Annotated in this window: 27 protein-coding genes; 12 read left to right on the top strand and 15 right to left on the bottom strand. The window is 63.5% G+C overall.

From position 1 onward, the window contains the following. Positions 1–134: 134 nt before the first annotated feature. From ABNW52_RS12615 to ABNW52_RS12605, 3 genes are read left to right on the top strand one after another with little or no spacing between them, the layout of a single operon-like run. Entirely contained in the window at positions 135–911 is a 777-nt protein-coding gene (locus ABNW52_RS12615) for an RNA methyltransferase (protein ID WP_349588349.1), read from the top strand. Continuing rightward, the gene (locus tag ABNW52_RS12610; RefSeq protein WP_349588347.1) at positions 908–1,819 is read left to right on the top strand and encodes a DUF1853 family protein; all 912 of its coding nucleotides are present in this window, start codon (positions 908–910) and stop codon (positions 1,817–1,819) included. Before ABNW52_RS12615 ends, ABNW52_RS12610 begins: the two co-directional genes overlap by 4 nt. A gap of 7 nt (positions 1,820–1,826) precedes the next feature. Further along, positions 1,827–2,282 (top strand): flavodoxin family protein, encoded by a 456-nt coding sequence (locus ABNW52_RS12605; RefSeq protein WP_349588345.1) that lies wholly within the window; start codon positions 1,827–1,829, stop codon positions 2,280–2,282. Positions 2,283–2,339: 57 nt separating this feature from the next. Here the strand turns inward: ABNW52_RS12605 and fnr are convergent, their stop codons facing one another. After that, a complete protein-coding gene (gene fnr, locus ABNW52_RS12600; protein WP_349588343.1) occupies positions 2,340–3,086 on the bottom strand; it encodes a fumarate/nitrate reduction transcriptional regulator Fnr in 747 nt (248 codons plus the stop codon). Between the two features lie 111 nt (positions 3,087–3,197). On the opposite strand from fnr, the gene hemN reads away from it, so the two are divergent. Then, positions 3,198–4,604, top strand: a complete 1,407-nt coding sequence (hemN, locus tag ABNW52_RS12595; protein ID WP_349588341.1) for an oxygen-independent coproporphyrinogen III oxidase — start codon at positions 3,198–3,200, stop codon at positions 4,602–4,604. A gap of 83 nt (positions 4,605–4,687) precedes the next feature. Here the strand turns inward: hemN and ABNW52_RS12590 are convergent, their stop codons facing one another. The 13 genes from ABNW52_RS12590 to iscR all read right to left on the bottom strand — a co-directional run bounded on the left by ABNW52_RS12590 (position 4,688) and on the right by iscR (position 14,314). Beyond that, positions 4,688–5,137, bottom strand: coding sequence for an Rrf2 family transcriptional regulator (locus ABNW52_RS12590; protein ID WP_349588339.1), 450 nt, complete (start codon positions 5,135–5,137; stop codon positions 4,688–4,690). A 56-nt stretch (positions 5,138–5,193) separates the two neighbouring features. Next, positions 5,194–6,462, bottom strand: a complete 1,269-nt coding sequence (gene hmpA, locus ABNW52_RS12585) for an NO-inducible flavohemoprotein (protein ID WP_349588337.1) — start codon at positions 6,460–6,462, stop codon at positions 5,194–5,196. A gap of 229 nt (positions 6,463–6,691) precedes the next feature. After that, complete coding sequence (locus ABNW52_RS12580; RefSeq protein WP_349588334.1) at positions 6,692–6,949, bottom strand: hypothetical protein; 258 nt, start codon at positions 6,947–6,949, stop codon at positions 6,692–6,694. Positions 6,950–7,174: 225 nt separating this feature from the next. Further along, positions 7,175–7,789 carry a uridine kinase gene (gene udk / locus ABNW52_RS12575; protein ID WP_349588331.1) on the bottom strand — a complete coding sequence of 205 codons (615 nt, stop codon included), beginning with the start codon at positions 7,787–7,789 and terminating at the stop codon, positions 7,175–7,177. Positions 7,790–7,876: 87 nt separating this feature from the next. Continuing rightward, positions 7,877–8,512 (bottom strand): glutathione S-transferase family protein, encoded by a 636-nt coding sequence (locus ABNW52_RS12570; RefSeq protein ID WP_349588328.1) that lies wholly within the window; start codon positions 8,510–8,512, stop codon positions 7,877–7,879. A gap of 131 nt (positions 8,513–8,643) precedes the next feature. Next, complete coding sequence (gene iscX / locus ABNW52_RS12565) at positions 8,644–8,838, bottom strand: Fe-S cluster assembly protein IscX (RefSeq protein ID WP_349588326.1); 195 nt, start codon at positions 8,836–8,838, stop codon at positions 8,644–8,646. Positions 8,839–8,849: 11 nt separating this feature from the next. Then, positions 8,850–9,191, bottom strand: coding sequence for an ISC system 2Fe-2S type ferredoxin (gene fdx / locus ABNW52_RS12560; protein ID WP_349588323.1), 342 nt, complete (start codon positions 9,189–9,191; stop codon positions 8,850–8,852). A gap of 44 nt (positions 9,192–9,235) precedes the next feature. Beyond that, positions 9,236–11,095 carry a Fe-S protein assembly chaperone HscA gene (gene hscA, locus ABNW52_RS12555; protein WP_349588321.1) on the bottom strand — a complete coding sequence of 620 codons (1,860 nt, stop codon included), beginning with the start codon at positions 11,093–11,095 and terminating at the stop codon, positions 9,236–9,238. A gap of 58 nt (positions 11,096–11,153) precedes the next feature. Next, a complete protein-coding gene (gene hscB / locus ABNW52_RS12550) occupies positions 11,154–11,687 on the bottom strand; it encodes a Fe-S protein assembly co-chaperone HscB (RefSeq protein ID WP_349588319.1) in 534 nt (177 codons plus the stop codon). A gap of 86 nt (positions 11,688–11,773) precedes the next feature. Continuing rightward, complete coding sequence (iscA, locus tag ABNW52_RS12545) at positions 11,774–12,097, bottom strand: iron-sulfur cluster assembly protein IscA (RefSeq protein WP_349588316.1); 324 nt, start codon at positions 12,095–12,097, stop codon at positions 11,774–11,776. A 46-nt stretch (positions 12,098–12,143) separates the two neighbouring features. Further along, positions 12,144–12,527 carry a Fe-S cluster assembly scaffold IscU gene (iscU, locus tag ABNW52_RS12540; RefSeq protein WP_349588314.1) on the bottom strand — a complete coding sequence of 128 codons (384 nt, stop codon included), beginning with the start codon at positions 12,525–12,527 and terminating at the stop codon, positions 12,144–12,146. Positions 12,528–12,582: 55 nt separating this feature from the next. Continuing rightward, complete coding sequence (locus tag ABNW52_RS12535) at positions 12,583–13,800, bottom strand: IscS subfamily cysteine desulfurase (RefSeq protein WP_349588312.1); 1,218 nt, start codon at positions 13,798–13,800, stop codon at positions 12,583–12,585. A 22-nt stretch (positions 13,801–13,822) separates the two neighbouring features. Continuing rightward, entirely contained in the window at positions 13,823–14,314 is a 492-nt protein-coding gene (iscR, locus tag ABNW52_RS12530; protein ID WP_349588310.1) for a Fe-S cluster assembly transcriptional regulator IscR, read from the bottom strand. A gap of 339 nt (positions 14,315–14,653) precedes the next feature. On the opposite strand from iscR, the gene ABNW52_RS12525 reads away from it, so the two are divergent. After that, entirely contained in the window at positions 14,654–15,775 is a 1,122-nt protein-coding gene (locus ABNW52_RS12525; protein ID WP_349588308.1) for a beta-ketoacyl-ACP synthase III, read from the top strand. Between the two features lie 201 nt (positions 15,776–15,976). Here ABNW52_RS12525 and ABNW52_RS12520 read toward each other — a convergent pair whose 3' ends face one another. Next, entirely contained in the window at positions 15,977–16,903 is a 927-nt protein-coding gene (locus ABNW52_RS12520) for a LysR substrate-binding domain-containing protein (protein ID WP_349588306.1), read from the bottom strand. A gap of 407 nt (positions 16,904–17,310) precedes the next feature. Here ABNW52_RS12520 and ABNW52_RS12515 point away from each other — a divergent pair, with 407 nt between their 5' ends. The 7 genes from ABNW52_RS12515 to ABNW52_RS12485 all read left to right on the top strand — a co-directional run bounded on the left by ABNW52_RS12515 (position 17,311) and on the right by ABNW52_RS12485 (position 24,998). Then, complete coding sequence (locus ABNW52_RS12515) at positions 17,311–18,903, top strand: ABC transporter substrate-binding protein (protein ID WP_349588303.1); 1,593 nt, start codon at positions 17,311–17,313, stop codon at positions 18,901–18,903. A 344-nt stretch (positions 18,904–19,247) separates the two neighbouring features. Next, positions 19,248–20,276, top strand: a complete 1,029-nt coding sequence (locus tag ABNW52_RS12510; RefSeq protein WP_349588299.1) for an ABC transporter permease subunit — start codon at positions 19,248–19,250, stop codon at positions 20,274–20,276. A 13-nt stretch (positions 20,277–20,289) separates the two neighbouring features. Next, the gene (locus ABNW52_RS12505; RefSeq protein WP_349588296.1) at positions 20,290–21,213 is read left to right on the top strand and encodes an ABC transporter permease subunit; all 924 of its coding nucleotides are present in this window, start codon (positions 20,290–20,292) and stop codon (positions 21,211–21,213) included. Between the two features lie 9 nt (positions 21,214–21,222). Next, positions 21,223–22,197 carry an ABC transporter ATP-binding protein gene (locus ABNW52_RS12500; protein ID WP_349588295.1) on the top strand — a complete coding sequence of 325 codons (975 nt, stop codon included), beginning with the start codon at positions 21,223–21,225 and terminating at the stop codon, positions 22,195–22,197. Beyond that, positions 22,194–23,168, top strand: a complete 975-nt coding sequence (locus tag ABNW52_RS12495; protein WP_349588293.1) for a peptide ABC transporter ATP-binding protein — start codon at positions 22,194–22,196, stop codon at positions 23,166–23,168. The genes ABNW52_RS12500 and ABNW52_RS12495 overlap by 4 nt, the downstream gene beginning before the upstream one ends. Before the next feature lie 250 nt (positions 23,169–23,418). Continuing rightward, positions 23,419–23,958 carry a pantetheine-phosphate adenylyltransferase gene (gene coaD / locus ABNW52_RS12490; RefSeq protein WP_174873313.1) on the top strand — a complete coding sequence of 180 codons (540 nt, stop codon included), beginning with the start codon at positions 23,419–23,421 and terminating at the stop codon, positions 23,956–23,958. A gap of 89 nt (positions 23,959–24,047) precedes the next feature. Further along, on the top strand, positions 24,048–24,998 hold the full coding sequence (locus ABNW52_RS12485) for a class I SAM-dependent methyltransferase (protein WP_349588289.1): 951 nt from the start codon (positions 24,048–24,050) through the stop codon (positions 24,996–24,998). Positions 24,999–25,107 lie beyond the last annotated feature (109 nt).

Raw genomic sequence — 25,107 nt, 5'->3', positions numbered from 1 at the left:
ACAATAGAAATGGGCAATCGTCGTCCCGCTGTCGGGCGACGCCTGCCGTAAACTTGTCTGGGTTAAGGAGCGACAAAACCCCGTCGCAGCGACGGGCGTTTCGGAAAACCCGCGATTCTACGCAAAATCACCTGATGAATAAACCCCAAGTACCTGATTTTTTGAAGAACATTCGCGTCGTGCTGGCGCGCCCCAACCATCCGGGCAACATCGGTTCGGCGGCGCGGGCGATGAAGACCATGGGCCTGACGCGGCTGTATCTGGTGGAACCGAAGGTGTTTCCATCCGAGGAGGCGGACACGCTGGCGTCCGGTGCGGTGGACGTGCTGCAGACCGCCACCGTGGTACCGACGCTGGCCGCGGCGCTGGCCGACGTTACCGTGGCCTGCGCGCTGACCAGCCGCCGCCGCGAACTGACCACGCCGCTGTCCATCCCGCGCGAAACCACGCCGGAGCTGATCGCGCGGGCGCGTGAGGGCGAGCAGGTGGCGCTGGTGTTCGGCAACGAGACCTTCGGCCTGTCCATCGAGGAAGTGGAGCAGTGCAACCGGCTGGTGACCATCCCCGGCAACCCGGAGTATTTCTCGCTCAACCTGGCGATGGCGGTGCAGGTGATGACTTACGAGCTGTTCAGCCACACCGGTGTCAGCGTCGACTACCTGAAGCCGGACGGCAACAGCGCCACCCAGGGCGAGGTGGACGGCATGGTGGACCATCTGGATGCCACGCTGGAAGACATCGGCTACTACCGCCGCCGCAACAGCGAACGCATGATTCGCCGCCTGCGCACCATGTTCCACCGTGCTGGCCTGCTGCGCGAGGAGATCGACATCCTGCGCGGCTTCTACAAGCAGGCGCAGCGCCTGGCCGGCAAGGGCCAGGACGGCGACAAGGACGGTCACGAGTCATGAGCTACCGTCACCGGCTGGCCGAAGGCCTCAGCGCACTACGCTGCCAGCCGGTGCGCGATCTGGCCTTTCTGCTGAGTTGCCCGGCGCCGTGGCACAGCGGTGCCGAAATCGACTGTGCCCGGCTGTTGGGGCCGCAAGGTTGGCCGCAACTGATGGCGCTGGATGCCGCGCCGCAGCCTTTGCTCGACTGGCTGGCTGCGCGTCCCACGCGGCGGCTGGGGGTGTATGCCGAGTCGCTGCTCGAATTCTGGTTCCAGCTGGCGCCGCATATCGATTGCGTGGCGGCCAACCTGCCGCTGGCCGAGCACGGCCGCAGCATCGGCGAATTCGACTACCTGCTGCGCATCGACGGCCAGCCGCTGCATCTGGAGGCGGCCAGCAAGTTCTATCTGCAGCTGGATGCCGCCGGCGGCGAGCTGGTCGGTCCCAGTCTGCGCGATGCCTGGCCGCTGAAGTACCGCAAGCTGGCCAGCCAGCTGGCGCTGTCCTGCCATCCGGCGGCTAAGCTGCCGCCGGGCTTTGCCGGCTGCCCGGCCTACAGCCGCCTTTCCGGCTGGCTGTTCTACCCGGGGGCGCCGCGCCCGGCTTTTCCCTTCAATGCGGATGCCTGCTGCGGCTGGTGGCGGCGATTGTCCGAACCCTGGCCGCAACACGCCGCCGACAGCCGCTGGTTGCTGCTGCCACGGCTGAGCTGGCTGGCGCCGGCACGCGCCGAGGCTGCTGCGGTGCTGACCCTGGTACAGCTGCAGGCCGAGCTGGCGGCGGTCGACGGCGCACGGCTGGTGGCGGAGCTGACGCCGGGGGCGGACGGCGACTGGCACGAGATCGCCCGCGGCTTCGTGGTGCGCGACGACTGGCCGCTGCCCGGCATGCTGGCCGAGCTGCAGCGCAAGTTGGCCGCATCGTAGGCGCACCATGAAAACCCTGCTGTTGGTCTACGCCAGCCAGAGCGGCCACACCCTGGCGCTGGTGACGGCGGCCGCGGCGGCGGCCGGCGGCGAGGACAATGTGGCGGTGCGGCTGCTACCGGCGCTGGACGCCGGCATCGACGACCTGCTGGCCTGCCACGCGCTGGTGCTGGCGACGCCGGAAAACTTCGGCTACATGGCCGGCACGCTGAAGGATTTTCTCGATCGGACCTTTTACCCGGCACAGGGCAAGGTGGCGGGCTTGCCGTACGCGGTGATCATCAGCGCCGGCAACGACGGCCAGGGCGCGCTCAGCGCCATCCGCCGCATCGCCAGCGGCTACCCGCTGCACGAAGCGCTGCCACCCGTGCTGGTGAAGGGCGAGGTGACGGAGGCGGCGCTGGCGGCCGCGGCAGAACTGGGCGCCACCCTGGCGGCGGCGCTGTCGATCGGCGCCATCTAGTATCGGGCCGACAAGCAAAACGCCCCGCAGTGCGGGGCGTTGTGGTGGCGCTGCGGTTCAGCGCAGGCTGTTGGCTTGTGAGCAGCCGGCTACCAGCGCCTTCAGTGCTTCCGGCTGCAGCATCTGGATGTGCTTGTGGTCCACTTTCAGCCAGCTTTGCTGTTGGAACTTGGACAGCGTGCGGCTGACGGTTTCCAGCTTCAGCCCCAGGAAGCTGCCGATTTCCTCGCGGCTCATGCGCAGGATGAAATCGTTGGCGGCAAAGCCGCGCGCGGCCAGGCGCTGCGACAGGTTGAGCAGGAAGGCGGCCAACCGTTCCTCGGCCTTCATATTGCCCAGCAGCAGCATCACCGACTGGTCGCGCACAATTTCCCGGCTCATCAGGCGGAAGAAGTGGTGCTGCAGACTGGGGATGTCGCGGCCCAGGGTTTCCATGCGGTTGAACGGTAGCTCGCACACCTCGCTGTCTTCCAGCGCGATGGCATCGCAGCCGTGCTGGCTGGCGGAGATGCCGTCCAGCCCCATCAGCTCGCCGGACATGTGGAAGCCGGTGACCTGCTCGCGGCCGTCCTGGCTGGAGACGCAAGTCTTGAAGAAGCCGGTACGCACCGCGTACAGCGAGCGGAAGCCTTCGCCGGAGCGGAACAGGTATTCGCCACGCTTCAGGCGGCGGCTCTGGCGGATAACGGCATCCAGCTGGGCCATTTCTTCCCGGTTCAGGCCGACTGGTAAGCAGAGTTCGCGCAAACTACAGTTGGAGCACGACACTTTCAGCGTGTGCAGGGAGGGGGTTTGCTCGGTCATGGGTTCCGGTTTTCGCAAGGCTAGAGGCTTGCTTGACACGCGTCAAAGCGTGGCAAGTGTCAATTAGCGCAAATTTACCAGCCCACCACCAGTTTTCCAAGCCAGAAAATTATGACACCCACCGCCCCCTTTATGCCCACCCAATGTGTTTTCGATCGAGAGCTTATCGAAAAACTTGAAGGTTCCGGCCCGCGCTACACTTCCTACCCCACTGCCGACCGTTTTCACGGCGGTTTTGGGGTGAAAGATTACGAACACTGGCTGCAGCAGCATGCCATCGGTGCCAGCCATCGGCCGATTTCGCTGTATGTGCACGTGCCGTTCTGCAACACCATCTGCTACTACTGCGGCTGTAACAAGATCATCACCAAGGACAAGAGCCGCGCCGATCAATACCTGGACTACCTGGAAAAGGAAATCGCGCTGGTGGCCGGCCGTCTCGGCTACCGCGAGAAGGTGATCCAGCTGCATTTTGGCGGCGGCACGCCGACCTTCCTCTCCGACGAGCAGCTCAGCCGGGTGATGGCGGCCATCAACCAGCATTTCGAGCTGCTGCCGGATGGCGAGTTCTCCATCGAGATCGACCCGCGCAAGGTTGGCCGCGACACCGTGCTGCACCTGGGCCGACTGGGTTTCAACCGCATGAGCGTGGGCATCCAGGACTTCGACCCGGCGGTGCAGCAGGCGGTAAACCGCATCCAGAGCGAGGAAGAAACCCTCACCGTGATCAATGCTGCGCGCGAAGCCGGCTTCAAGTCGGTGAGCGTGGACCTGATCTATGGCCTGCCGTTGCAGAATGCCGACTCGGTGCGCCGCACCGTGGACAAGGTGCTGGCGATGAACCCGGACCGCATCGCGCTGTACAACTACGCGCACCTGCCGACCGTGTTCATGCCGCAGCGCCGCATCAACGAGGCCGACCTGCCCACGGCCGCGCACAAGCTGGACATCCTGCAGAACTCGGTGCAGCAGCTGACCGACGCCGGCTACGTGTTCATCGGCATGGACCACTTTGCCAAGCCGGACGACGAACTGACCCGCGCGCTGCAGCAGGGCCGGCTGCAACGTAACTTCCAGGGCTATTCCACCCACGCCGACTGCGACATGATCGGGCTGGGGGTGTCGTCCATCGGCAAGGTCGGCCCCTGTTACTCGCAGAACGAAAAGGACATCGACGCCTACTATGCGGCGCTGGATGCCGGCCACCTGCCGGTACTGCGCGGCATGACGCTGACCCAGGACGATATTCTGCGCCGCAGCGTGATCCAGTCGCTGATGTGCCGCTTCTCGCTGTCGGTGGAGGCAATCGAAGAAACCTTCGCCATCAACTTCGCCAATTATTTTGCCGATGAGCTGCCGCTGATCCGCGAATTCCAGCACATGGGGTTGCTGACCTTCGATGGCGACTTCCTGATGGTGGCACCGAAGGGCCGCTTCCTGATCCGCAACATCGCCATGGTGTTCGACCGTCACCTGCGCGAACGCGAAACCAAGGCACGCTACTCCAAGACCATCTGACGCCGCGCCCAGCCTGCGCTGCACGCAACAAAGCCCGGCATGCCGGGCTTTTTGTTTGCGGCCAACCTTGGCCGGTGGCGGGGTCAACTGCGGTTGTGGACGCCCATCATGTGCAGCACGGCGATGGCCTCGCCGGTCGGCGTGGCCACCACGTCGGCCAGCGTATAGCGATCCAGCACGGCGAAGAAAGCACTCAGTGCTTCGTCCAGCACGCCTTTCAGCTGGCAGCGGCCACGCAGGAAGCATGGCGGTTCGGCGCAGTCGATCAGGTCGCCGATGTCTTCCAGCGAACGGATCACCTCGCCCAGCCGGTAGTGCGCGGCGGGGCGGGACAGCGCCAGCCCGCCGCCCTTGCCGCGGCTGGTGGCCAGCCAGTCGTGCTGCGCCATGAAATGCACCACTTTGACCAGGTGATTGCGCGACACGCCAAAGCGTTCGGCAATTTCGCTGATGGTGACCGGGGTAGCGCGCTGCGGGTAGCTCAGGTACATCAGTACCCGCAGGCCCAGGTCGGTAAAGTGCGTCAGTTGCATGGCGGCAGTGTCAGGGACAAAGCACAGAGCATACGCTTGCTGGGCGCCGGCCTCAATTACACCCCGGCACCGCCGGTGCCGAAGGCCTCGGCGTGGATGCGCGCGGCGTCCACCCCCAGCGCCAGCAGCGCGGCTTTTTGCTGCTGCATGAACGGCAGCGGCCCGCACAGGTAGTAGTCGGCATCCGGCAGGATGGCACTGGCAGCCACTGCGGCCAGCTCGATGCGGCCAACGTGCTGGTAGTCGCGACCGGCGATGTCTTCGGCACGCGGGTGTTCGTACCAGACCTGGCTTTGCAGTTGCGGGTATTCGCGTGCCCAGTTGGCCAGCTGCTGGCGGAAGGCGTGTACACCGCCGTGGCGACAAGCGTGCAGGTAGCGGATGCTGCGCGGGCTGTTCTGCTGCAGCAGCTGTTCCAGCATTGCCAGCATCGGCGTGGTGCCAACGCCGGCGCTGAGCAGCACCACTGGCGTGCTGCGTTCTTCATGCAGGAAGAAATCACCCATCGGCGGCGCCACGTCCAGATGGTCGCCCTCGTTCACCGCGTAATGCAGCTGGTTGGACACCATACCGGCCGGGGTGCTATTGCCGGCTTCACGCTTCACCGAAATGCGCAGCGCATTGCCGCCGGGCGCGGATGACAGGCTGTACTGGCGCGGCTGCATCATGCCCAGCTGCGGCACCAGCAGGCGCACCGACAGGTACTGCCCCGGGCGGTACTGCGGCAGCGGGCCGCCATCGGCCGGCTGCAGGTAGAACGAGGTGATCTCTTCGCTTTCCACCACCTTGCGGCCAACCTTGAAGCCGCGCCAGCCGCTCCAGCCGCCGCGCTGGTTGGCGGCCTGCTGGTACAGCTTGCCTTCCTCGGCGATCAGGATATCGGCCAGCTGGCCATAGGCGGCGGCCCAGGCGGCGATCAGCTCGTCGCTGGCGGCATCGCCCAGCACTTCGCGGATCGAGGCCAGCAGGTGGCCGCCGACGATTGGGTAATGCTCGGCGCGGATGCCCAGACTGGCGTGCTTATTGGCCACCAGCGCCAGTACCGGCGCCAGCACCGACGGGTCGTCGATGTGCTCGGCGTAGGCGGCTACCGCCATGGCCAGCGCCTGCTGCTGGCTGCCGGCCTGCTGGTGGCCCTGGTTGAAGATCTGCTTCAGTTCCGGGTTGTGCTGGAACATGCGGGCGTAGAAATGGCGGGTGAGGGTAACGCCGTGTTCTTTCAGTACCGGGGCGGTGGCTTTGACCAGTTGGCGGGTAGCGGCATCCAGCATGTGTGCATCCTTTAGATGTGTAATTGATACATTTTTAAAAGCGCCAGCGCCCATGGCGGGCTCGCCGCTTCCCTGCCGGTGATGCTTGGCATGGGCCGCTGGCAACGGCAAATTAAATATGTGCCGATTGTACATATTTAAATTGGCGCTGTCACGGCGGCGGTGGCGAGACGGTGTAACGGTGAGTAGGGCGTGCCGGAGAGGGGAGTGGCGGCCACTGGCAGATGGGTATCGCGGTGAGCGGCAAGGCAAGGTCAGCGCAGACTGGGCCGCGACGGATTGCTTAGTGCCGGGCGTGGTAGCCGCCAAGCGGGCGCAGGCGCAAAAAAACCGGGCCGCAGCCCGGTTTGTCGCTACCGTCCGCCTCCGTGATGCGTTCGGTGGCGGGCGCGTCCCGGTATTCCTCATACCAGTCGTCCAGCTCGGCCAGCAACGCTTGCTTGTTGCCGAAGCGGGCACCGGAGGCACTGCGCTGGTGGGCGCCGCCTTTCTTCATCTGTGGTGCATGCGCAAACGGGTTGCGCGGTTTCAGGGTGACCATGGTTGCTCCTGTGGTGGTGAATAAGCCGACGGCCAACCGGCTAGCTGGCGGCAGCGTTGGGTGCTGCGTCCAGACCCGGCCGTGCAACTGCGGTGGCCGCTTTGCCGTTTTACCGCAAAGTGCCAGGGCACTGGCAACAAGCGCTGCGGCCAACCTTGGGCCTGGCGGCGATATGGCGGGTTGGAGGGGAAGGCCGCCGGAAAGTTGCAAAGAATCAGAAACTTGCTAACCGATCAGGCTGGTGACCTTGGTTGTGATGATGTCCACCGCCGGCTCGTTGGCGCCGTGCGGCAGGATCACATCGGCAAAGCGCTTGGTCGGCTCGATGAACTGGTTGTGCATCGGCCGCACCGTGGCCAGGTACTGCTCGATCACGTTGTCGGTGATGCGGCCGCGTTCGGCGATGTCGCGCTTCAGGCGGCGGATGAAACGCACGTCGGCGTCGGTATCGACGAAGATCTTCAGCGACATCATGTCGCGCAGCGCAGCGTCGTACAGCGGGAACAGCCCCTCGATCACGATCACCGGCGCCGGCTGGATGCGCACGGTTTCCTCGGCGCGGTTATGGCGGGCAAAGTCGTACACCGGCATGTCGATGGCCAGGCCATTGCGCAGGTCGTCGATATGCTCGATCAGCAGCGGCCAGTCGAAGGCCTGCGGATGGTCGTAGTTGGTGCCCAGCCGCTGCTCGAATGACAGGTGGCTCTGGTCGCGGTAGTAGTAGTCCTGCACGATCACGGCTGCCATCTCCGGCCCGATCGCTTCCAGTACCTTGTGGGTAACCGTGCTCTTGCCGCTGCCGCTGCCGCCAGCGATGCCGATGATGAACGGTGTGCTCATGTGTGATGTCCCAACAAAAAAGCCCGCCATTCTAATGACTTGGCGCGCGGCCGACTACCGCGGCGGCCAAACGGACAGGCCGGCGGGCTAGGCCAGCGTGGCAGCCTGCTCGGTTTCCGCGGCGTCGAACCACTCCAGTAGCGCTGCATCGGCCAGCACATGGTCGGCGTAGGCGGCCGCCAGCGGCGGCAACTCGATGCCGTAGCTGACGAAGCGGCACGCCACCGGCGCGAACATGGCGTCGGCAATGCTGAAGCGGCCGAACAGCCACGGGCCGCCATCCACGTGGCGCTGGCGCAGCTGCTGCCAGATGTCGCAGATGCGGCGGATGTCGGCGGCGGCTTCCGGCGATGGCTGATGCCGGGTGCGCAGGGTGACGTTGAACGGCAGCTCGCCGCGCAGCGCCAGAAAGCCGCTGTGCATCTCGGCGCTGACCGCGCGCGCCTCGGCACGCTCGGCGACATCGTCCGGCCACAGCTTCGAGGCGGGGAACAGCTCGTTCAGGTACTCGCAGATCGCCAGCGAGTCATGCACCCGCAGGTTGTCGTGGAACAGCACCGGCACCTTGCCGGCCGGGTTGGCCGCCAGCAGGTGCTGCTGCGTGTCCGGCATGTACAGGCGGATGTGCTGCTCGCGGAACGGCTCGCCGATGTGCTTGAGCAGCAGCCACGGCCGCAACGACCAGGACGAGAAATTCTTGTTGCCGATGACCAGGGTCAGCATGACAGCCTCCGGATGGGGTGGGTGATGGCAGGGATGCTCCAGCATAGCAAAGCCGGCCTGCCGCAGGCATGTCCAAACGCAAACGCCCTGCGCAGGGCAGGGCGTGGTGGGCGTGCGGCCAACGTGGCGACTTACTCCGCCTCGTCGATCCAGGCTTGCTGAATGGCTTCCAGTACCTTCTCGCCGCCGCGCTTGTGGTCGTCGTCAAAGCCCGGCAGTTCCACCACCCAGTTGTGCAGATCGACAAAGCGCACGGTTTTCGGGTCCACCTCCGGATGCGCTTCGCACAGTTCGATGGCGATGTCGTTGATGTCGCTCCATTTCATGGCCGGGCTCCTCAGTGATGTTCGCGGGCGTGGTTGATGGTGTAGCGCGGAATCTCCACCACCAGATCCTGGTCGGTGACGATGGCCTGGCACGACAGGCGCGACTGCGCTTCCAGGCCCCAGGCCTTGTCCAGCATATCGTCTTCCAGATCGTCGGACGGCGGCAGCGAGTTGAAGCCTTCGCGCACGATGACGTGGCAGGTGGTGCAGGCGCAGGACATTTCGCAGGCGTGCTCGATCTCGATGTCGTGGGCCAGCAGGGCCTCGCAGATGCTGGTGCCAGTGGCGACGTCGTCGAGCACGGCGCCGTCCGGGCACAGGTCGGTATTGGGCAGCACGATGATACGCGGCATGGGTAAGTCTCCGGGTTGGCCGCAGCGGGCGGCCGTCTCAATGGTTACAGGGCGCCGATGTTCTTGCCCTTGAGCGCACGCTGGATGTTGCGGTCCATGCGGCGGGCGGCAAACGGCTCACTAATCTGGTTCAGGCGCTGGGTGGCGGCGTTGACCTCACGGGTGACCTGGGTGGCGATGGCGGTGTGCAGACCGATCAGCGCACCGTCCAGCTCGGCGCGTTCTTCCGCCGCCAGCAGATCGCCGTCCACTTCCAGCGCGGCATGGATGGCGGCGATCAGGCTTTCGGCATCCACGATCGCCTCGCGCAGCTTGCGGGCGTTGATGTCTTCCTGCACGTGGGTCATCGACTCGGTCAGCATGCGGCTGATCTCGTCGTCGGACAGGCCGTAGGACGGTTTCACCTCGATGCTGGCTTCCACGCCGGAGGTCAGCTCGCGCGCGGTCACCGACAGCAGGCCGTCGGCATCCACCTGGAAGGTGACGCGGATGCGGGCGGCACCGGCCACCATCGGCGGAATGCCGCGCAACACGAACTTGGCCAGGCTGCGGCAGTCGGCCACCAGCTCGCGCTCGCCCTGCAGCACGTGGATGGACATCGCGGTCTGGCCGTCCTTGAAGGTGGTGAATTCCTGCGCGCGCGCCACCGGAATGGTGCTGTTGCGCGGGATGATTTTCTCCGCCAGCCCGCCCATGGTCTCGATGCCCAGCGACAGCGGGATCACGTCCAGCAGCAGCCAGTCCTCGCCGCCCTTGTTGCCGGCCAGCACGTCGGCCTGGATGGCGGCGCCCAGCGCTACCACCTTGTCCGGGTCCAGGTTGGTCAGCGGCGGGCGGCCAAAGAAATCGCCGACGGCCTTCTGCACCTGCGGCATGCGGGTAGCGCCGCCCACCATCACCACGCCCTTGACGTCGTCGATGGTGATCTTGGCGTCGCGCAGCGCCTTGCGTACCGGCAGCAGGGTCTTGTCCAGCAGGGTCCTGCTGATGTCGTGGAAGGTGGCCTGCGCCAGCTCCAGGTCCACGGTCAGGCCGTCGGACAGCAGCGCGGTAATGCGGGTGGTGGCGTGCTCGCTCAGCGCTTCCTTGGCTTCGCGGGCGCGGGTCAGCAGCAGGCGGGTGTCCTGCGCGGTGAGCCCGTGCAGATTGGCCTGCTCCAGCACCCAGCAGTAGATACGGTGGTCGAAGTCGTCGCCGCCAAGCGAGGAGTCGCCGCTGGTGGCCAGCACCTCGAACACGCCGCGCGACAGCGCCAGCACCGACACGTCGAAGGTGCCACCGCCGAGGTCGTACACCACGTAGGTGCCTTCGGCGCCGTTGTCCAGGCCGTAGGCGATGGCGGCGGCGGTGGGTTCATTCAACAGGCGCAGCACGTTGAGGCCGGCCAGCCGCGCCGCATCCTTGGTGGCCTGGCGCTGCGCATCATCGAAATAGGCTGGCACGGTGATCACCGCGCCGACCAGATCGCCGCCCAGGCTGGCTTCGGCACGGGTTTTCAGTGTGCGCAGGATATCGGCGGATACTTCCACCGGGCTCTTGGTGCCGGCGCGGGTGACCAGCTGTACCATGCCCGGCGCATCGACAAAGCGGTACGGGCTGCGGCCAACGTCCTGTAGGTCGGCCAGCCCGCGCCCCATGAAGCGCTTGGCCGACACGATGGTGTTGGTGGCATCGCGGCTTTGCTCGGCCTGCGCGGCGTAGCCCACCACGGTGCTGCCATCCGGCGCGTAGCGCACCACCGACGGCAGCAGGTTGCGGCCCTGCTCGTCCGGCAGCACCACGGCACTGCCGCTGCGCACGGTGGCAACCAGCGAATTGGTGGTACCCAGATCGATACCCACGGCCAGGCGGTGCTGGTGCGGGGCGGCGGAGAGGCCGGGTTCGGCGATTTGCAGTAGGGCCATGTCGGGTCAGCTTACTTTGTGCAAAGGTTGGCCGCGGCCAACCTGAGGTTTGTTCGGTTCAGTACAGCAACGCTTCGATGGCGTCGCCGATTTCCTGGTCCAGTTTTTCCAGAAAGCGCAGCTTGCGTACCAGCAGGGCGGCAATGGCGTGATCCGGCGCATCGTCCAGCACCGCGGCCAGCTCGTCTTCCAGCGCCTTCACGTCGCCGCGCAACTGGCGGGTCAGCGTCTCCAGCGCGGCGACATCCTTGCCGTGACGGGCATCCTCGATGTTCTCGCGCCATTCCATCTGCGCCATCAGGAACGCCGGTGGCATGCTGGTGTTGGTTTCTTCGGCAGTATCCACGCCTGCCAGCTGCAGCAGGTAACGCGCGCGCGCCAGCGGCGATTTCAGCGTCTGGTAGGCCTCGTTGATGCGGGTGGCCTGCATCAGCGCCACGCGTTTCTCGGCGTCGCCGGCGGCGGCAAAGCGGTCCGGGTGCGCGGCAGCAGCGGCGGTGCGCCAGGCGCTGTCCAGGGCGGCGTTATCGAGCCGGAAGCGGCGCGGCAGCTGGAACAGGGCGAAGTGATCCTGCGAGAAGTCGGCGGACATGCGGGCTTTCTGCAAAAACCGGGGTGAATAACGTCAAAACCGGCCCTGCCGCGCGGAGGCGGCATAGCCGGTAGTCGGGTGAGGGCTTAGACGTTGAAGCTTTCGCCGCAACCGCACTCGTTCTTCACGTTCGGGTTGTTGAACTGGAAGCCTTCGTTCAGGCCTTCCTTGGCGTAGTCCAGCTCGGTGCCGTCCAGATAGGCCAGGCTCTTGGCGTCGGTGAACACGGTGACGCCGTGGCTCTGGAAGGTCACGTCGTCGTCGCTGGCGACATCGACGAATTCCAGCTTGTAGGCCATGCCGGAGCAACCGGAGGTTTTCACCCCCAGGCGGATACCCAGGCCTTTGCCGCGCTTGGCGATAAAGTTGCTGACGTGGGTTGCTGCGCGTTCGGTAAGCGTGATTGCCATAATGCTTCTGCCTTCTGCTACCGGCGGGCTGGTGGCCCGCCCGGGATCATTTCACGTGCTTTTGCTTGTAATCGGCGACGGCGGCCTTGATCGCGTCTTCGGCCAGGATCGAGCAGTGAATCTTCACCGGCGGCAATGCCAGTTCTTCCGCGATCTCGGTGTTCTTGATCGCCAGCGCCTCGTCCAGCGATTTGCCTTTCACCCATTCGGTGACCAGCGAGCTGGAGGCAATGGCGGAGCCACAGCCGTAGGTCTTGAACTTGGCGTCTTCGATCACGCCGGCTTCGTTCACCTTGATCTGCAGCTTCATCACGTCGCCACAGGCCGGTGCGCCGACCATGCCGGTACCAACCGATTCGTCACCCTTGTCGAAAGCGCCCACGTTGCGGGGGTTTTCGTAGTGGTCCATCAACTTGTCGCTGTATGCCATGATCTTCTCCTGCGTGCGGCCAACCTTGTAACGTTGGCCGCATCATCAAAACGGTTTAGTGGGCGGCCCACTCGATGGTGTTGAGGTCGATGCCTTCCTGAAACATCTCCCACAGCGGCGACAGTTCGCGCAGCTTGCCGATCTTCTGCTGCAGCAGCTGCACGGTGTAGTCGATGTCGGCTTCGGTGGTGAAGCGGCCGATGGAGAAGCGGATCGAGCTGTGCGCCAGTTCGTCGTTGCGGCCGAGGGCGCGCAGCACGTAGGACGGCTCCAGCGAGGCGGAGGTACAGGCGGAACCGGAGGATACCGCCAGCTCCTTGATCGCCATGATCAGGCTTTCGCCTTCGACGAAGTTGAAGCTCACGTTCAGGTTGTGCGGTACGCGCTGTTCGATGTCGCCGTTGAGGTACACCTCTTCGATGTTCTGCAGACCGGCCCACAGGCGGTCGCGCAGCGCGCCGATGCGGGCGTTTTCGCTGGCCATTTCTTCACGGGCGATGCGGAAGGCGGCGCCCATGCCTGCGATCTGGTGCGTAGCCAGGGTGCCGGAGCGGAAACCGCGCTCGTGGCCGCCACCGTGCATCTGCGCTTCCAGGCGCACGCGCGGCTTGCGGCGGATGTACAGCGCGCCGATGCCTTTCGGGCCGTAGGTCTTGTGTGCGGAGAAGCTCATCAGGTCGACCTTGAGCTTGTCCAGATCGATCTCCACCTTGCCGGTGGCCTGGGCGGCATCCACGTGGAACAGCACGCCGCGGGCGCGGCACAGTTCGCCCAGCGCGGCGATCGGCTGGATCACGCCGATCTCGTTGTTGACGAACATGATGGACGCCAGGATGGTGTCCGGGCGCAGCGCGGCTTCGAAATCGGCCAGACTCACCAGACCGTTTTCCTGCACGTCGAGGTAGGTCACCTCGAAGCCCTGGCGCTCCAGCTCGCGCATGGTGTCCAGTACCGCCTTGTGCTCGGTGCGCTGGGTGATCAGGTGCTTGCCCTTGCTCTTGTAGAACTGGGCGGCGCCTTTCAGGGCCAGGTTGTTGGACTCGGTGGCACCGGAGGTCCACACGATCTCTTTCGGATCGCAGTTCACCAGCTGGGCCACGTCGGCACGGGCGTTTTCCACCGCTTCTTCCGCGACCCAGCCGTAGCTGTGGCTGCGCGAAGCCGGGTTGCCGAACTGTTCGGTCAGGTACGGGATCATCACTTCGGCCACGCGCGGATCAACCGGGGTGGTGGCGGAGTAGTCAAGGTAGATCGGGTGCTTAAGCTCGCTCATTACGGGTCTCCACGTAGTCGCGTCAGGCAGCGTTGCTGCCGGCGATGGCGTCGCTACAGGCGGCTGTGCGGCGCAGGGTGCGTTGATCTTGTACGACGCTGGTGTCTTTTGCCTTCTGGTTGTCTACCAGGCTGGCCAGGCTGATCTTGGACAGGTAGTCGAAGATGGTGGCGTTAAGGCTGGTCCACAGGTCATGGGTCATGCAGCGGTGATTATCGTGGCAGTTCTCGCGACCGCCACACTGGGTAGCGTCCACCGGTTCGTCCACGGCGACAATAATGTCGGCGACCGAGATTTCGGCCACGGTACGGGCCAGGGTGTAGCCGCCGCCAGGACCGCGCACGCTTTCAACCAGCTGCGCGCGGCGCAGTTTGCCGAACAGCTGTTCCAGGTAGGACAGGGAGATGCCCTGTCGCTCGCTGATCCCGGCCAGCGTTACCGGGCCGCCGGATTCGCGCAGCGCGAGATCCAGCATGGCGGTGACGGCAAAGCGTCCTTTGGTGGTGAGGCGCATGGTGTAGGCTCCCAGAGTGGTTGACCGGATTATCCTAATTCCGAGTAATTTAGTCAACTATTGTGCGCGGGGAGTTCAATACTGACAGCGGCAAGGATAATGACTGCCGGCGGGGAGGGTTATCCTGCGCTTGGCGTAGTCCGGGTGACGGAGCCGGGGCAGGTTGTGCCGGGTTTGCTGCGGAGCAAGGATTTTACCTGTAATTTCGCGAGCTTGGCAGCGTTTTTTCCATTGAGTGCCGCCGGGCTGCTGGCGCAGTGGTGGCATGGTGTATCATTCGGCAAACAATTGTTTGATTGATCGTGGGCCTTGCTGCCCGACAGAACGAAGGAAACAACCATGCACGATGTGGTGATTAGCGGCAGCGGCCTGTTTACCCCGCCCAATGCCGTCAGCAACGAGGCGCTGGTGACGGCATTCAACGCCTATGTGAACGACTTCAACCAGCAGCACGCCGCAGCCATCGCCGGTGGCGAAATCGAAGCCTTGCAGCTGTCCAGCGCCGAGTTCATCGAAAAAGCCTCCGGCATCAAGCAGCGCTACCTGATGGATGCCAGCGGCGTGCTGGACCCGCAGCGCATGGCCCCATACCTGCCGGAGCGTGACAACGACGCGTTGTCGGTGCCGGCCGAGATGGCGGTCGCCGCCGCGCGCGATGCGCTGGCCGCCGCCGGCAAGACCGGTGCCGATATCGACATGGTGATTGCCGCCTGCTCGAATATGCCGCGGCCGTATCCGGCGCTGTCGATCGAGGTGCAGCAGGCGCTGGGCATCAATGGTTTCGCCTTCGACATGAACGTGGCGTGCTCGTCGGCCACCTTCGGCATCCAGACGGCGGCCAACGCCATTGCCAGCGGGCAGGCGCGTGCAGTGCTGCTGGTAAACCCGGAGATCTGTTCGGCACACCTGAACTTCCGCGACCGCGATAGCCATTTCATTTTCGGCGATGCCTGCACCGCGGTGGTGCTGGAGCGTGCCGACAGTGCCACTGCGGCCAACGTGTTCGAGCTGCTGGGTTGCAAGCTGGCCACGGTGTTTTCCAACAACATCCGCAACAACTTCGGTTTCCTCAACCGTTGCGATGAAAGCGGTATCGGCACCAGCGACAAGCTGTTCGTGCAGCAGGGGCGCAAGGTATTTAAAGAGGTGTGTCCGATGGTGGGCGAGCACATCGTGGCGCACCTGGACAGCAAGGGCATCCAGCCGGCCGGCGTGAAGCGCTTCTGGCTGCATCAGGCCAACCTGAGCATGAACCAGCTGATTGCCCGCCGCGTGCTGGGGCGCGATGCCGATGCCGCCGAGGCGCCGGTGATCCTGGACCGCTACGCCAATACCAGCTCCGCCGGCTCGGTGATTGCCTTCCATCTGCATCACGCCGACCTGGCCAGTGGCGATATCGGCGTGCTGTCGTCGTTCGGCGCCGGCTACTCGGTCGGCAGCGTGATTGTGCGCAAGCACTGAGCAGCTTGCGGCCAACATCAAGGGCGCCCTTGAACGTGTTGACAAAGCCCTTTCGCAACGCGGAAGGGCTTTGTTTTGTAAGCAGGAAGGCTGCCGATGCAACGGCTTAACTGGATCAGCCCGGCGTTGCCGGGTCCGGTTGCGTTCAGGCAACGGAGTTTGTTGGCAGCCGGAAGGGCACCCTCGATGTTGGTGCGGCGCTTATTCCTGGGTCAGCGGAATCGCCCACGGCAGCAGGTTCTTGTCGTTGACCACGCGCAGGGTGGCACGGCGGAAGTCTTGCAGGATCGCAGAGCGGCTGCCGCTGGACGGGTAGGCCAGTACATAGCTGTGCCGCGACTCGGTGACGAACGGGCGGGTGACCACGCCCTGGTGCGACCACAGCTCGGAGGCGAACGGCTCCACGATGGAGACACCAAACCCGTGTGCCACCATGGCGTAGCGGGTATGCGAGGTATGGGTGCGGATGGTGTACTTGGGGTAGGCGCCGGCGTGGCCGAAGTATTTCTCTTCCTGATTCTGGCTCAGCGGATAGTTGGGCATCCAGCCGATCACCGTTTCGTTGGCCAAGTCCTGCGGCGTAATCACCGCGCGTGCGGCCAAGGGGTGATCTGCCGGTAGCGCACACAGTGCGTCCGCTTCCAGCAGCGGCTCGACTTCAAGGCCAGCAATGGCCGGAATGCTCAGGCTGATGGCGACATCCACCTTCAAGTCCTGCAGCTTTACCATGACTTCGGCATTGCCGACGGTGTCGATTTTCACCGGCACGTCCGGGCGCAGCTTGAAGAATTCCTTCAGGATCAGCGGCAGCAGGCTGGTCGAAAGAACAGGCATGCAGGCAATCGCCAGCCCTTCGTTCTCTTCGGCGCGGATGGTGTCGGCAGCCTGGCGCAGGCGTTCCAGCCCCAGAAAGTTTTCTTCCACCGCGCGCTGGAAACGGATGGCGGCGGTGGTGGGCTCCATGCGGCCCTTGGTGCGGTTGAACAGGCGAAAGCCCAGGTCGTCCTCCAGATCGCTGATCAGGCGGCTGATGGCGGGCTGGGTGATGTGCATGCGCCGCGCCGCGGCCACCGTGGTGCCGCAGCTCATCAGGCAGCGAAATGCTTCGATCTGTCGAAAACGAATCATTTTTATTTGGCGGACAGCCAGGTTGGCCGCAAGAAACACGATGGCGCCAGCCTATAACAAAATCACATAGAACATCAATTTTAGTTAGTGGATGTGATAGCGTGGCTTGTGAAATACTCGCCCGCCATCGGCCCTGGAAGGTGTCCGACTGGGTGTAACCGGAGCGTAGCCCCATGCAGGGGAAAGGCCGGGGATGAAAAACCGCCGGTACGCGACCCAAAACAACATATTGCACTGCGATAAGCGCATGGCGTGACGTGAAATGGCAGATAACGACTTGTGGTTATCTGATGGCGTCGCATAATGCATTTGTCCGGGGCTAACAACAATCCGGTACGCCTTTTGCATTGTTGTCGTGGCAATGCCAGGCATCACTTCTTCAAAATAGAAATAGGGAATTGAGAAACATGCAAGTAGCCAAGCACCTGCTGTTTGCTGCCGGTCTGACCGTTGCAGCTACCGCCGCCCATGCCGCGGGTACCCTGATTTACTGCTCTGAAGCCAGCCCGGAAGGCTTTGACTCCGCGCAGTACACTGGTGGTACTACTTTTGACGCCGCTGGCCATGCCATGTTCAACCGTCTGGTGGAATTCGAAAAAGGCTCCACCAAGACCATCCCGGGTCTGGCCGAGTCCTGGACCGTATCGGCAGACGGCAAGGAATACACCTTCAAGCTGCGCAAGGGCGTGAAGTTCCACACCACCGACTACTTCAAGCCGAGCCGTGAGTTCAACGCCGATGACGTGGTGTTCACCTTCAGCCGCATGGTCGACAAGAACTACCCGTTCAACAAGGCTTACCCGGTTGAATATCCGTACGCTTCCGATACCGGCCTTGACGCCAACATCGTGAAAGTGGAAAAAGTTGACGCCAACACCGTCAAGTTCATCCTGAAAGATCCGGATGCCGACCTGCTGGCCAAGATCGCCATGCCGTTCGCTTCGGTGCAGTCCGCAGAATACGGCGACAAGCTGATGAAGGAAGGCAAGGCCTCCCTGATCAACCAGCAGCCGATCGGTACCGGTCCGTTCGTGTTCGTGCGCTATCAGAAAGATGCGCAGATCCGTTACAAGGCCAACAAAGACTACTGGCGCAAGGGTGCGGTTAAAGTCGACAACCTGATCTTCGCCATCACCACCGATGCTTCGGTGCGTGCGCAGAAGATGAAGGCCGGCGAATGCCACATCATGTCCTATCCGAAGCCGCAGGATCTGGCTGCCATGAAGGCTGATCCGGCACTGAAAGTGACCACCGCACCGGGCTTCAACATCGGTTACCTGTCGTACAACGTTGAAAAGCCGCAGCTGAAGAAGCTGGAAGTGCGTCAGGCACTGGACATGGCCATCAACCGCAAGGCCATCATCGATGCTGTATACCAGGGTCAGGGCCAGGAAGCGGCCAACCCGTTCCCGGCTTCGCTGTGGTCCTACAACAGCAAGCTGCGCAACCAGCCGACCGATATCGCCAAAGCCAAGGCACTGCTGGCCAAGGCCGGCTACCCGAACGGCTTTGAAATCACCCTGTGGGCGATGCCGGTACAGCGTCCGTACAACCCGAACGCCAAGCTGATGGCCGAAATGATCCAGTCCGACTGGGCCAAGATCGGTGTGAAAGCCAAGATCACCACCTACGAATGGGGCGAATACCTCAAGCGCATGAAGAACGGTGAGCACGATACCGGCCTGATCGGCTGGACCGGCGACTACGCCAGCCCGGACAACTTCCTGGGCGTGCTGCTGACCTGCGAAGCCGTTGGTGGCTCCAACTATGCCCGTTACTGCAGCAAGGATTTCGACGCTGCGGTGCTGAAGGCACGTAAGAGCACCGATATGAAAGAGCGCACCGCGCTGTACATGAAGGCACAGGAAATCTTCAAGAAAGATCTGCCGTGGTCGACCATTGCCCACTCGACTGTGAACCAGCCGATGCGCAAGGAAGTTAACGGCTTCAAGATCAGCCCGTTCGGCGACTACGCCTTCGAAGGCGTAAGCGTTAAATAAGCGGTATTGAAGTTGCGCGGGGCTTGCCCCGCACTCAAGGACAAGGAGGGCGCCATCGGCCCCTCCTTGTTTGCTGATTGGCTATCAGGTTATGCAAAAGGGAAGTCGGCGGTGTCGCAAGCAGCGGTAGCGTTGACCTGGGTCAAGGCCGGCAGTGCCGGGGAGCGCTAAAGTGCGTTTTGCCGTGGCGGCCTTGCAGCTGGTATAGGTGGGTGGTTCAGATGCAACCAGTCGCCCGGCGCCTCCCCCCGACGTTTACCGTCTCCCTGCTTTCCTTGCGCTTTCCCTGATCCGGTAGGACACGTCATGTCGCCACAAGCGGTATGCACGGGAGACGTATTCACATGTTCGCATTCATTCTGCGTCGGTTGGGTGTCCTCATCCCAACCTTCTTCGGCATCACGCTGCTGACTTTTGCGTTGATCCGCATGATTCCGGGTGACCCGATCGAAGTCATGGTCGGCGAACGCTCGCTCGATCCGGTGATGCACGCCGCCGCCATGAAGCGCCTCGGTCTCGACCAGCCGCTTTATGTGCAGTACTTCGACTACATCGGCAAGCTGTTCCACGGTGATCTCGGCGCATCGCTGAAGACCCAGGAAAGCGTGTGGAAGGAATTCACCACCCTGTTCCCGGCCACGCTGGAACTGGCACTGTGCGCGCTGGTGTTCGCCACCGTGTTCGGCCTGCTGGCCGGCGTGGTGGCCGCCATCAAGCGCGGCTCCATCTTCGACCACGGCGTGATGGGCATCTCGCTCACCGGCTTCTCCATGCCGATCTTCGTGTGGGGCCTGCTGGCGGTGATGTTCTTCTCGGTATTCCTGGGCTGGACCCCGGTGTCCGGCCGTATCGACCTGCAGTACGACGTGCAGCCCTACACCGGCTTCATGCTGATCGACGCCTGGCGCGCCCAGATCGCCGATCCGGAGCTGAACGCCGGCGCCTTCAAGGACGCGGTGATGCACCTGATCCTGCCCACCATCGTGCTGGGCACCATCCCGCTGGCCACCATCGCGCGGATGACCCGCTCCTCGATGCTGGAAGTGCTGCGTGAAGACTACGTGCGCACCGCCCGCGCCAAGGGCCTGTCGCCGGCACGCGTCATCTTCATCCACACCCTGCGCAATGCGCTGATTCCGGTGCTGACCGTGATTGGCCTGCAGGTGGGCACACTGATGGGCGGCGCAGTGCTGACCGAGACCATCTTCTCCTGGCCGGGCACTGGCAAGTGGCTGATCGAAGCCATCGGCCGCCGCGACTACCCGGTGGTGCAAAACGGCATCCTGATCGTGGCGACGCTGGTTATTGTCACCAACTTTATCGTCGACATTCTGTACGGCATCGCCAACCCGCGTATCCGTCACGCCAAGTAAGCAGGAAACCAACATGGCCAATGTGAATACCTCGCCGCAAGTTGCGGCCAACGATGATCCGGCGCTGGGCTACCCGTCGCCACTGAAAGAGTTCTGGCAGAGCTTCAAGCAGAACAAGGGCGCCGTCGCCGGGCTGATCTTCATGTCCATCGTGCTGTTCTGTGCACTGTTTGCGTCGCTGATCTCGCCGCATGATCCGCTGGAACAGTTCCGCGACCACCTGCTCACCCCGCCGTCCTGGGCCGATGGCGGCAACAGCCAGTTCCTGCTCGGCACCGACGAACTGGGCCGCGACATCATGGCGCGCCTGTTCCACGGCGCGCAGATGTCGCTGCTGATCAGCCTGGTATCGGTGCTGTTGTCGCTGATTCCCGGCGTGATTCTCGGCCTGCTGGCGGCGTTCTTCCCGAAAGTGATCGGCAGCCTGATCATGCGGCTGATGGACATCATGATGGCGCTGCCGTCGCTGCTGCTGGCGATTGCCATCATGGCCATCCTCGGCCCGGGGCTGGTCAACGCCATGATCGCTATCGCCGTGGTGGGCCTGCCGGGCTATGTGCGGCTCACCCGCGCCTCCGCCATCACCGAGCTGAACCGCGACTACGTCACCGCCGCCCGCGTTTCCGGTGCCCAGCTGCTGCGCCTGATGTTCGTCACCGTGCTACCCAACTGCATGGCGCCGCTGATCGTGCACGCCACCATGAGTTTCTCCTCTGCCATCCTGGAAATCTCCGCACTGGGCTTTTTGGGCATGGGCGTGCAGCCGCCGACCCCGGAGTGGGGCACCATGCTGTCCGGCGCGCGCGACTACATGACCAGCGCCTGGTGGGTGGTACTGATGCCGGGCCTGACCATTCTGCTGGCGGTACTGTCGATCAACCTGATGGGTGACGGCCTGCGTGACGCGCTGGACCCGAAAATGAAGCGCGCGGCGTAAGGGAAAATCATGAGTCTGTTGCAAATCAAGAATCTGTCGGTCGAGTTCGGCAATGCGGCCAACCCGTTCCGCGCCGTGGAAAACCTGGACCTCAGCGTTAATCAGGGCGAGATCGTCGGCATCGTCGGCGAATCCGGCTCCGGCAAATCGGTCACCATGATGGCGATGATGGGCCTGCTGGAAGGCCAGGGCCGCATCGTGGCCGACCAGCTGGAATTCGATGGCAAGAACCTGCTCACCATCAGCGCGCGGGAGCGCCGCAAGATCGTCGGCAAGGACATCGCCATGATCTTCCAGGACCCGATGACCTCGCTCAACCCCAGCTACACCGTCGGCTACCAGATCATGGAAGTGCTCAAGGTGCATCAGGGGCTGCGCGGCGCCGAGCTGAAGGCGCGCGCGCTGGAGCTGATGGAGCTGGTGGAAATCCCTGCCGCCAAGACCCGGCTGGAAGCCTACCCGCACCAGCTGTCCGGCGGCATGAGCCAGCGCGTGATGATCGCGGTGGCGCTGGCCTGCAACCCCAAGCTGCTGATTGCCGACGAGCCGACCACCGCGCTGGACGTCACCATCCAGGCGCAGATCATGGAACTGCTGGTTAACCTGCAGAAAGAGCGCAATATGGCGCTGCTCATGATTACCCATGACCTGGCGGTAATTGCCGAAGTGGCACACCGCGTGGCGGTGATGTACGCCGGCCAGGTGGTGGAAGAGGGCACCGTGCCGCGCCTGTTCCAGCACCCGGTGCACCCGTATACCGAGGCCTTGCTGGCCTCCATTCCGGAACACAGCAAGGGCGCGCGCCGGCTGACTACCCTGCCGGGCATCGTGCCGGGGCAGTACGACCGCCCGAAAGGCTGCCTGCTGTCGCCGCGCTGCCCGTACGCGCAGGAGCGTTGCCGTGCCGAACGCCCGGCCATCACCCCGTATGAACACGGCGCCGTGCGCTGCTTCTTCCCGCTGTTTGACAAGGAGGCCAAATGAGCCAGACCGTACTGCAGGCTCGCGACCTGACTCGTCACTACGAGGTGTCGCAGGGCTTCATGAAGCCGAAGGCGATGGTAAAGGCGCTCAACGGCGTATCGTTCGAGCTGAAGGTCGGCAAGACCCTGGCTGTAGTGGGCGAGTCCGGTTGCGGCAAATCCACCCTGGCGCGCCAGCTTACCCTGATCGAAGCACCGACGGCCGGCTCGCTGGTGCTGGACGGCGTCGACATCGCCCAGGCCAGCAAGGCCGAGCTCAAGGCCATGCGCAGCAAGGTGCAGATGGTGTTCCAGAACCCGTACGCCTCGCTCAACCCGCGGCAGAAGATCGGTGACCAGCTGGGCGAACCGCTGCTGATCAACACCAAGCTGAGCGCGAAGGAACGCGAGGAAAAAGTGCGCGCCATGATGAAGCGCGTCGGCCTGCGTCCGGAGCACTACTACCGCTACCCGCACATGTTCTCCGGCGGCCAGCGCCAGCGTATCGCCATCGCCCGCGCCATGATGTTGCAGCCGCAGATCGTGGTGGCCGACGAACCGACCTCGGCGCTGGACGTGTCGATCCAGGCACAGGTGCTGAACTTGTTCATGGACCTGCAGGAAGAGTTCCACACCGCCTATGTGTTCATCTCGCACAACCTGGCGGTGGTGGAGCACGTTGCTGACGACGTGATGGTGATGTACCTGGGCCGCGCGGTGGAAGTGGGCAGCAAGGAAGCGATCTACAGCCAGCCGTTGCACCCGTACACCAAGGCGCTGCTGTCGGCGACGCCGTCGGTGCGCGAGGAAGACCGTCGCGCCAAGATCAAGATCAGCGGCGAGCTGCCCAGCCCGCTTAACCCGCCGACCGGCTGCGCCTTCCACAAGCGCTGCCCGTTCGCCACCGAGCGTTGCAGCCAGGAAGTGCCGCAGCTGCGCGAACTGGCCGGACATCAGGTGGCCTGTCATCACGCGGAAAGCATCAACGCCTGAGCGTGAGCGGCGGATTCGGCTGAGCCTGCGTTGCCACGTGCCGCAACATGCCTATGTACTTTATGTGCATCCGCGGTGGCGGCCTGTTGCGCCTTGGCTGCTCCATAGCGCACCTGATCGCGTTTTCGCCGGGCCGCCATGCACTACAGTACAAGCACCGGAGTGGTGAATCGCACCGCTCCGGTGCTTTTTATTCTGCATTGCAGCAAAAAAGCCTTGTCCCACCTTCTAGCCGCAAGTACATTCCGCCATGACACATAGCAACAAAGGAAAGCGTCAATTGAAGCGAGCCGTCTATGCCGGGAGTTTTGACCCGGTAACCAACGGGCATCTGTGGATGATCCGCGAAGCCGTCGAACTGTTCGACGAGCTGGTGGTTGCCATCGGCGTCAATCCGGAAAAACGCTGCAGCTTCTCGGTGGACGAGCGGCTGGACATGCTGCGCGCGGTGACGCGCGGCTTTTCCAAGCTCAAGGTGGAGGTGTTCGAGAACCAGTTTCTGGTCAACTACGCGCAAAGCATCGACGCCAACTACATCATCCGCGGCATCCGCACCGCCAGCGACTACGAGTACGAGCGCACCATGCGCTACATCAACTCCGACCTGCACGCCGATATCACCACCATCTTCCTGCTGCCGCCGCGCGAATACGCCGAGGTGTCCTCCACCATGGTGAAGGGCCTGATGGGGCCGCAGGGCTGGGAGCAGATGATCCGCCACTACGTGCCGGAGCCGGTGTACCGCAAACTGGTAAACTACTACCAGCAGCAGGTTCAGCAGCTGGATTGAGCAATACCGACCCGCGGCCAACGTTGGCCGCAAACCGAATACACCACGCGCCGGAGACTCTCCGGCGCGTCGCATTTCCGAGGTAAAACATGGTAGACGTATCCGCCTTTGTTGGCCGTCTCTCCAAGAACTACAAGCACTACGCCAAATGGGCGCGCCGCAGCGGGCTGGACGCCTGGCGCGTGTACGACCGCGACGTGCCGCAGTTTCCGCTGATCATCGACCTGTACGGCGAGCGCGTCCATCTGCAGGAATACGATACCGGCTGGCAGATCGGCGACGACGAGTACGCCGAATGGATGGCCGCGGTACAGCAGGCCATCTGCGCCGTCACCGGGGTGGCGCCGGACGCCATCTCGCTGAAGGCGCGGCGCCGGCAGAAGGGCGACAGCCAGTACGAGAAGACCGGCCGCGATGGCGAAGACTTCGTGGTGGAGGAGCAGGGGCTGCGCTTCTGGGTCAACCTGGATGCCTACCTCGATACCGGCCTGTTTCTCGATCACCGCAACACCCGCAAGCGGGTGCGCGACGAGGCCGCCGGCAAGCGTTTTCTCAATCTGTTTGCCTACACCGGCAGCTTTACCGTGTATGCCGCCGCCGGCGGCGCGGTCAGCAGCGAGACGGTGGACCTGTCCAACACCTACCAGGCGTGGAGCCGCCGCAATTTCGAGCTCAACGGCCTGGACCTGAACAAGCACCAGCTGATCCGCGACGACGTGTTCCAGTATCTGGAAGACGCCGCCTTTGCCGGCAAGCAGTTCGACCTGATCGTGATGGACCCGCCCAGCTTTTCCAACAGCAAGAAAATGCAGGACGAGCTGGATGTGCAGCGCGACCACGTCAAGCTGGTGGATGGCGCCATGCGCCTGTTGGCGCCGCACGGCGTGCTGTACTTCTCCAACAACCTGCGCAGCTTCGAACTGAGCCCGCTGCTGGTGCAGGATTACGACGTGCGCGACATAAGCAAGCAATCGGTGCCGGAGGACTTCCGCAACCAGAAGATTCACCAGTGCTGGCGCATCACCCATCGCCACGGCTGAGGCTGGTCGATAGAGGGCGGCAATCGGGGCGGTGGTGAAATTTAATCGCCGCCGCGGCTTGCGTTTTGCCGCTCGCGTGCCAATTGTTCAGCACAGCAAGGCATGCCAC

It is taken from the genome of Vogesella oryzagri (assembly GCF_040148885.1).
Taxonomy (GTDB): Bacteria; Pseudomonadota; Gammaproteobacteria; order Burkholderiales; family Chromobacteriaceae; genus Vogesella; species Vogesella oryzagri.
The sequence above is the reverse complement of the archived record's forward strand: the minus strand, read 5'-3'. Positions and strand labels throughout refer to the sequence as shown.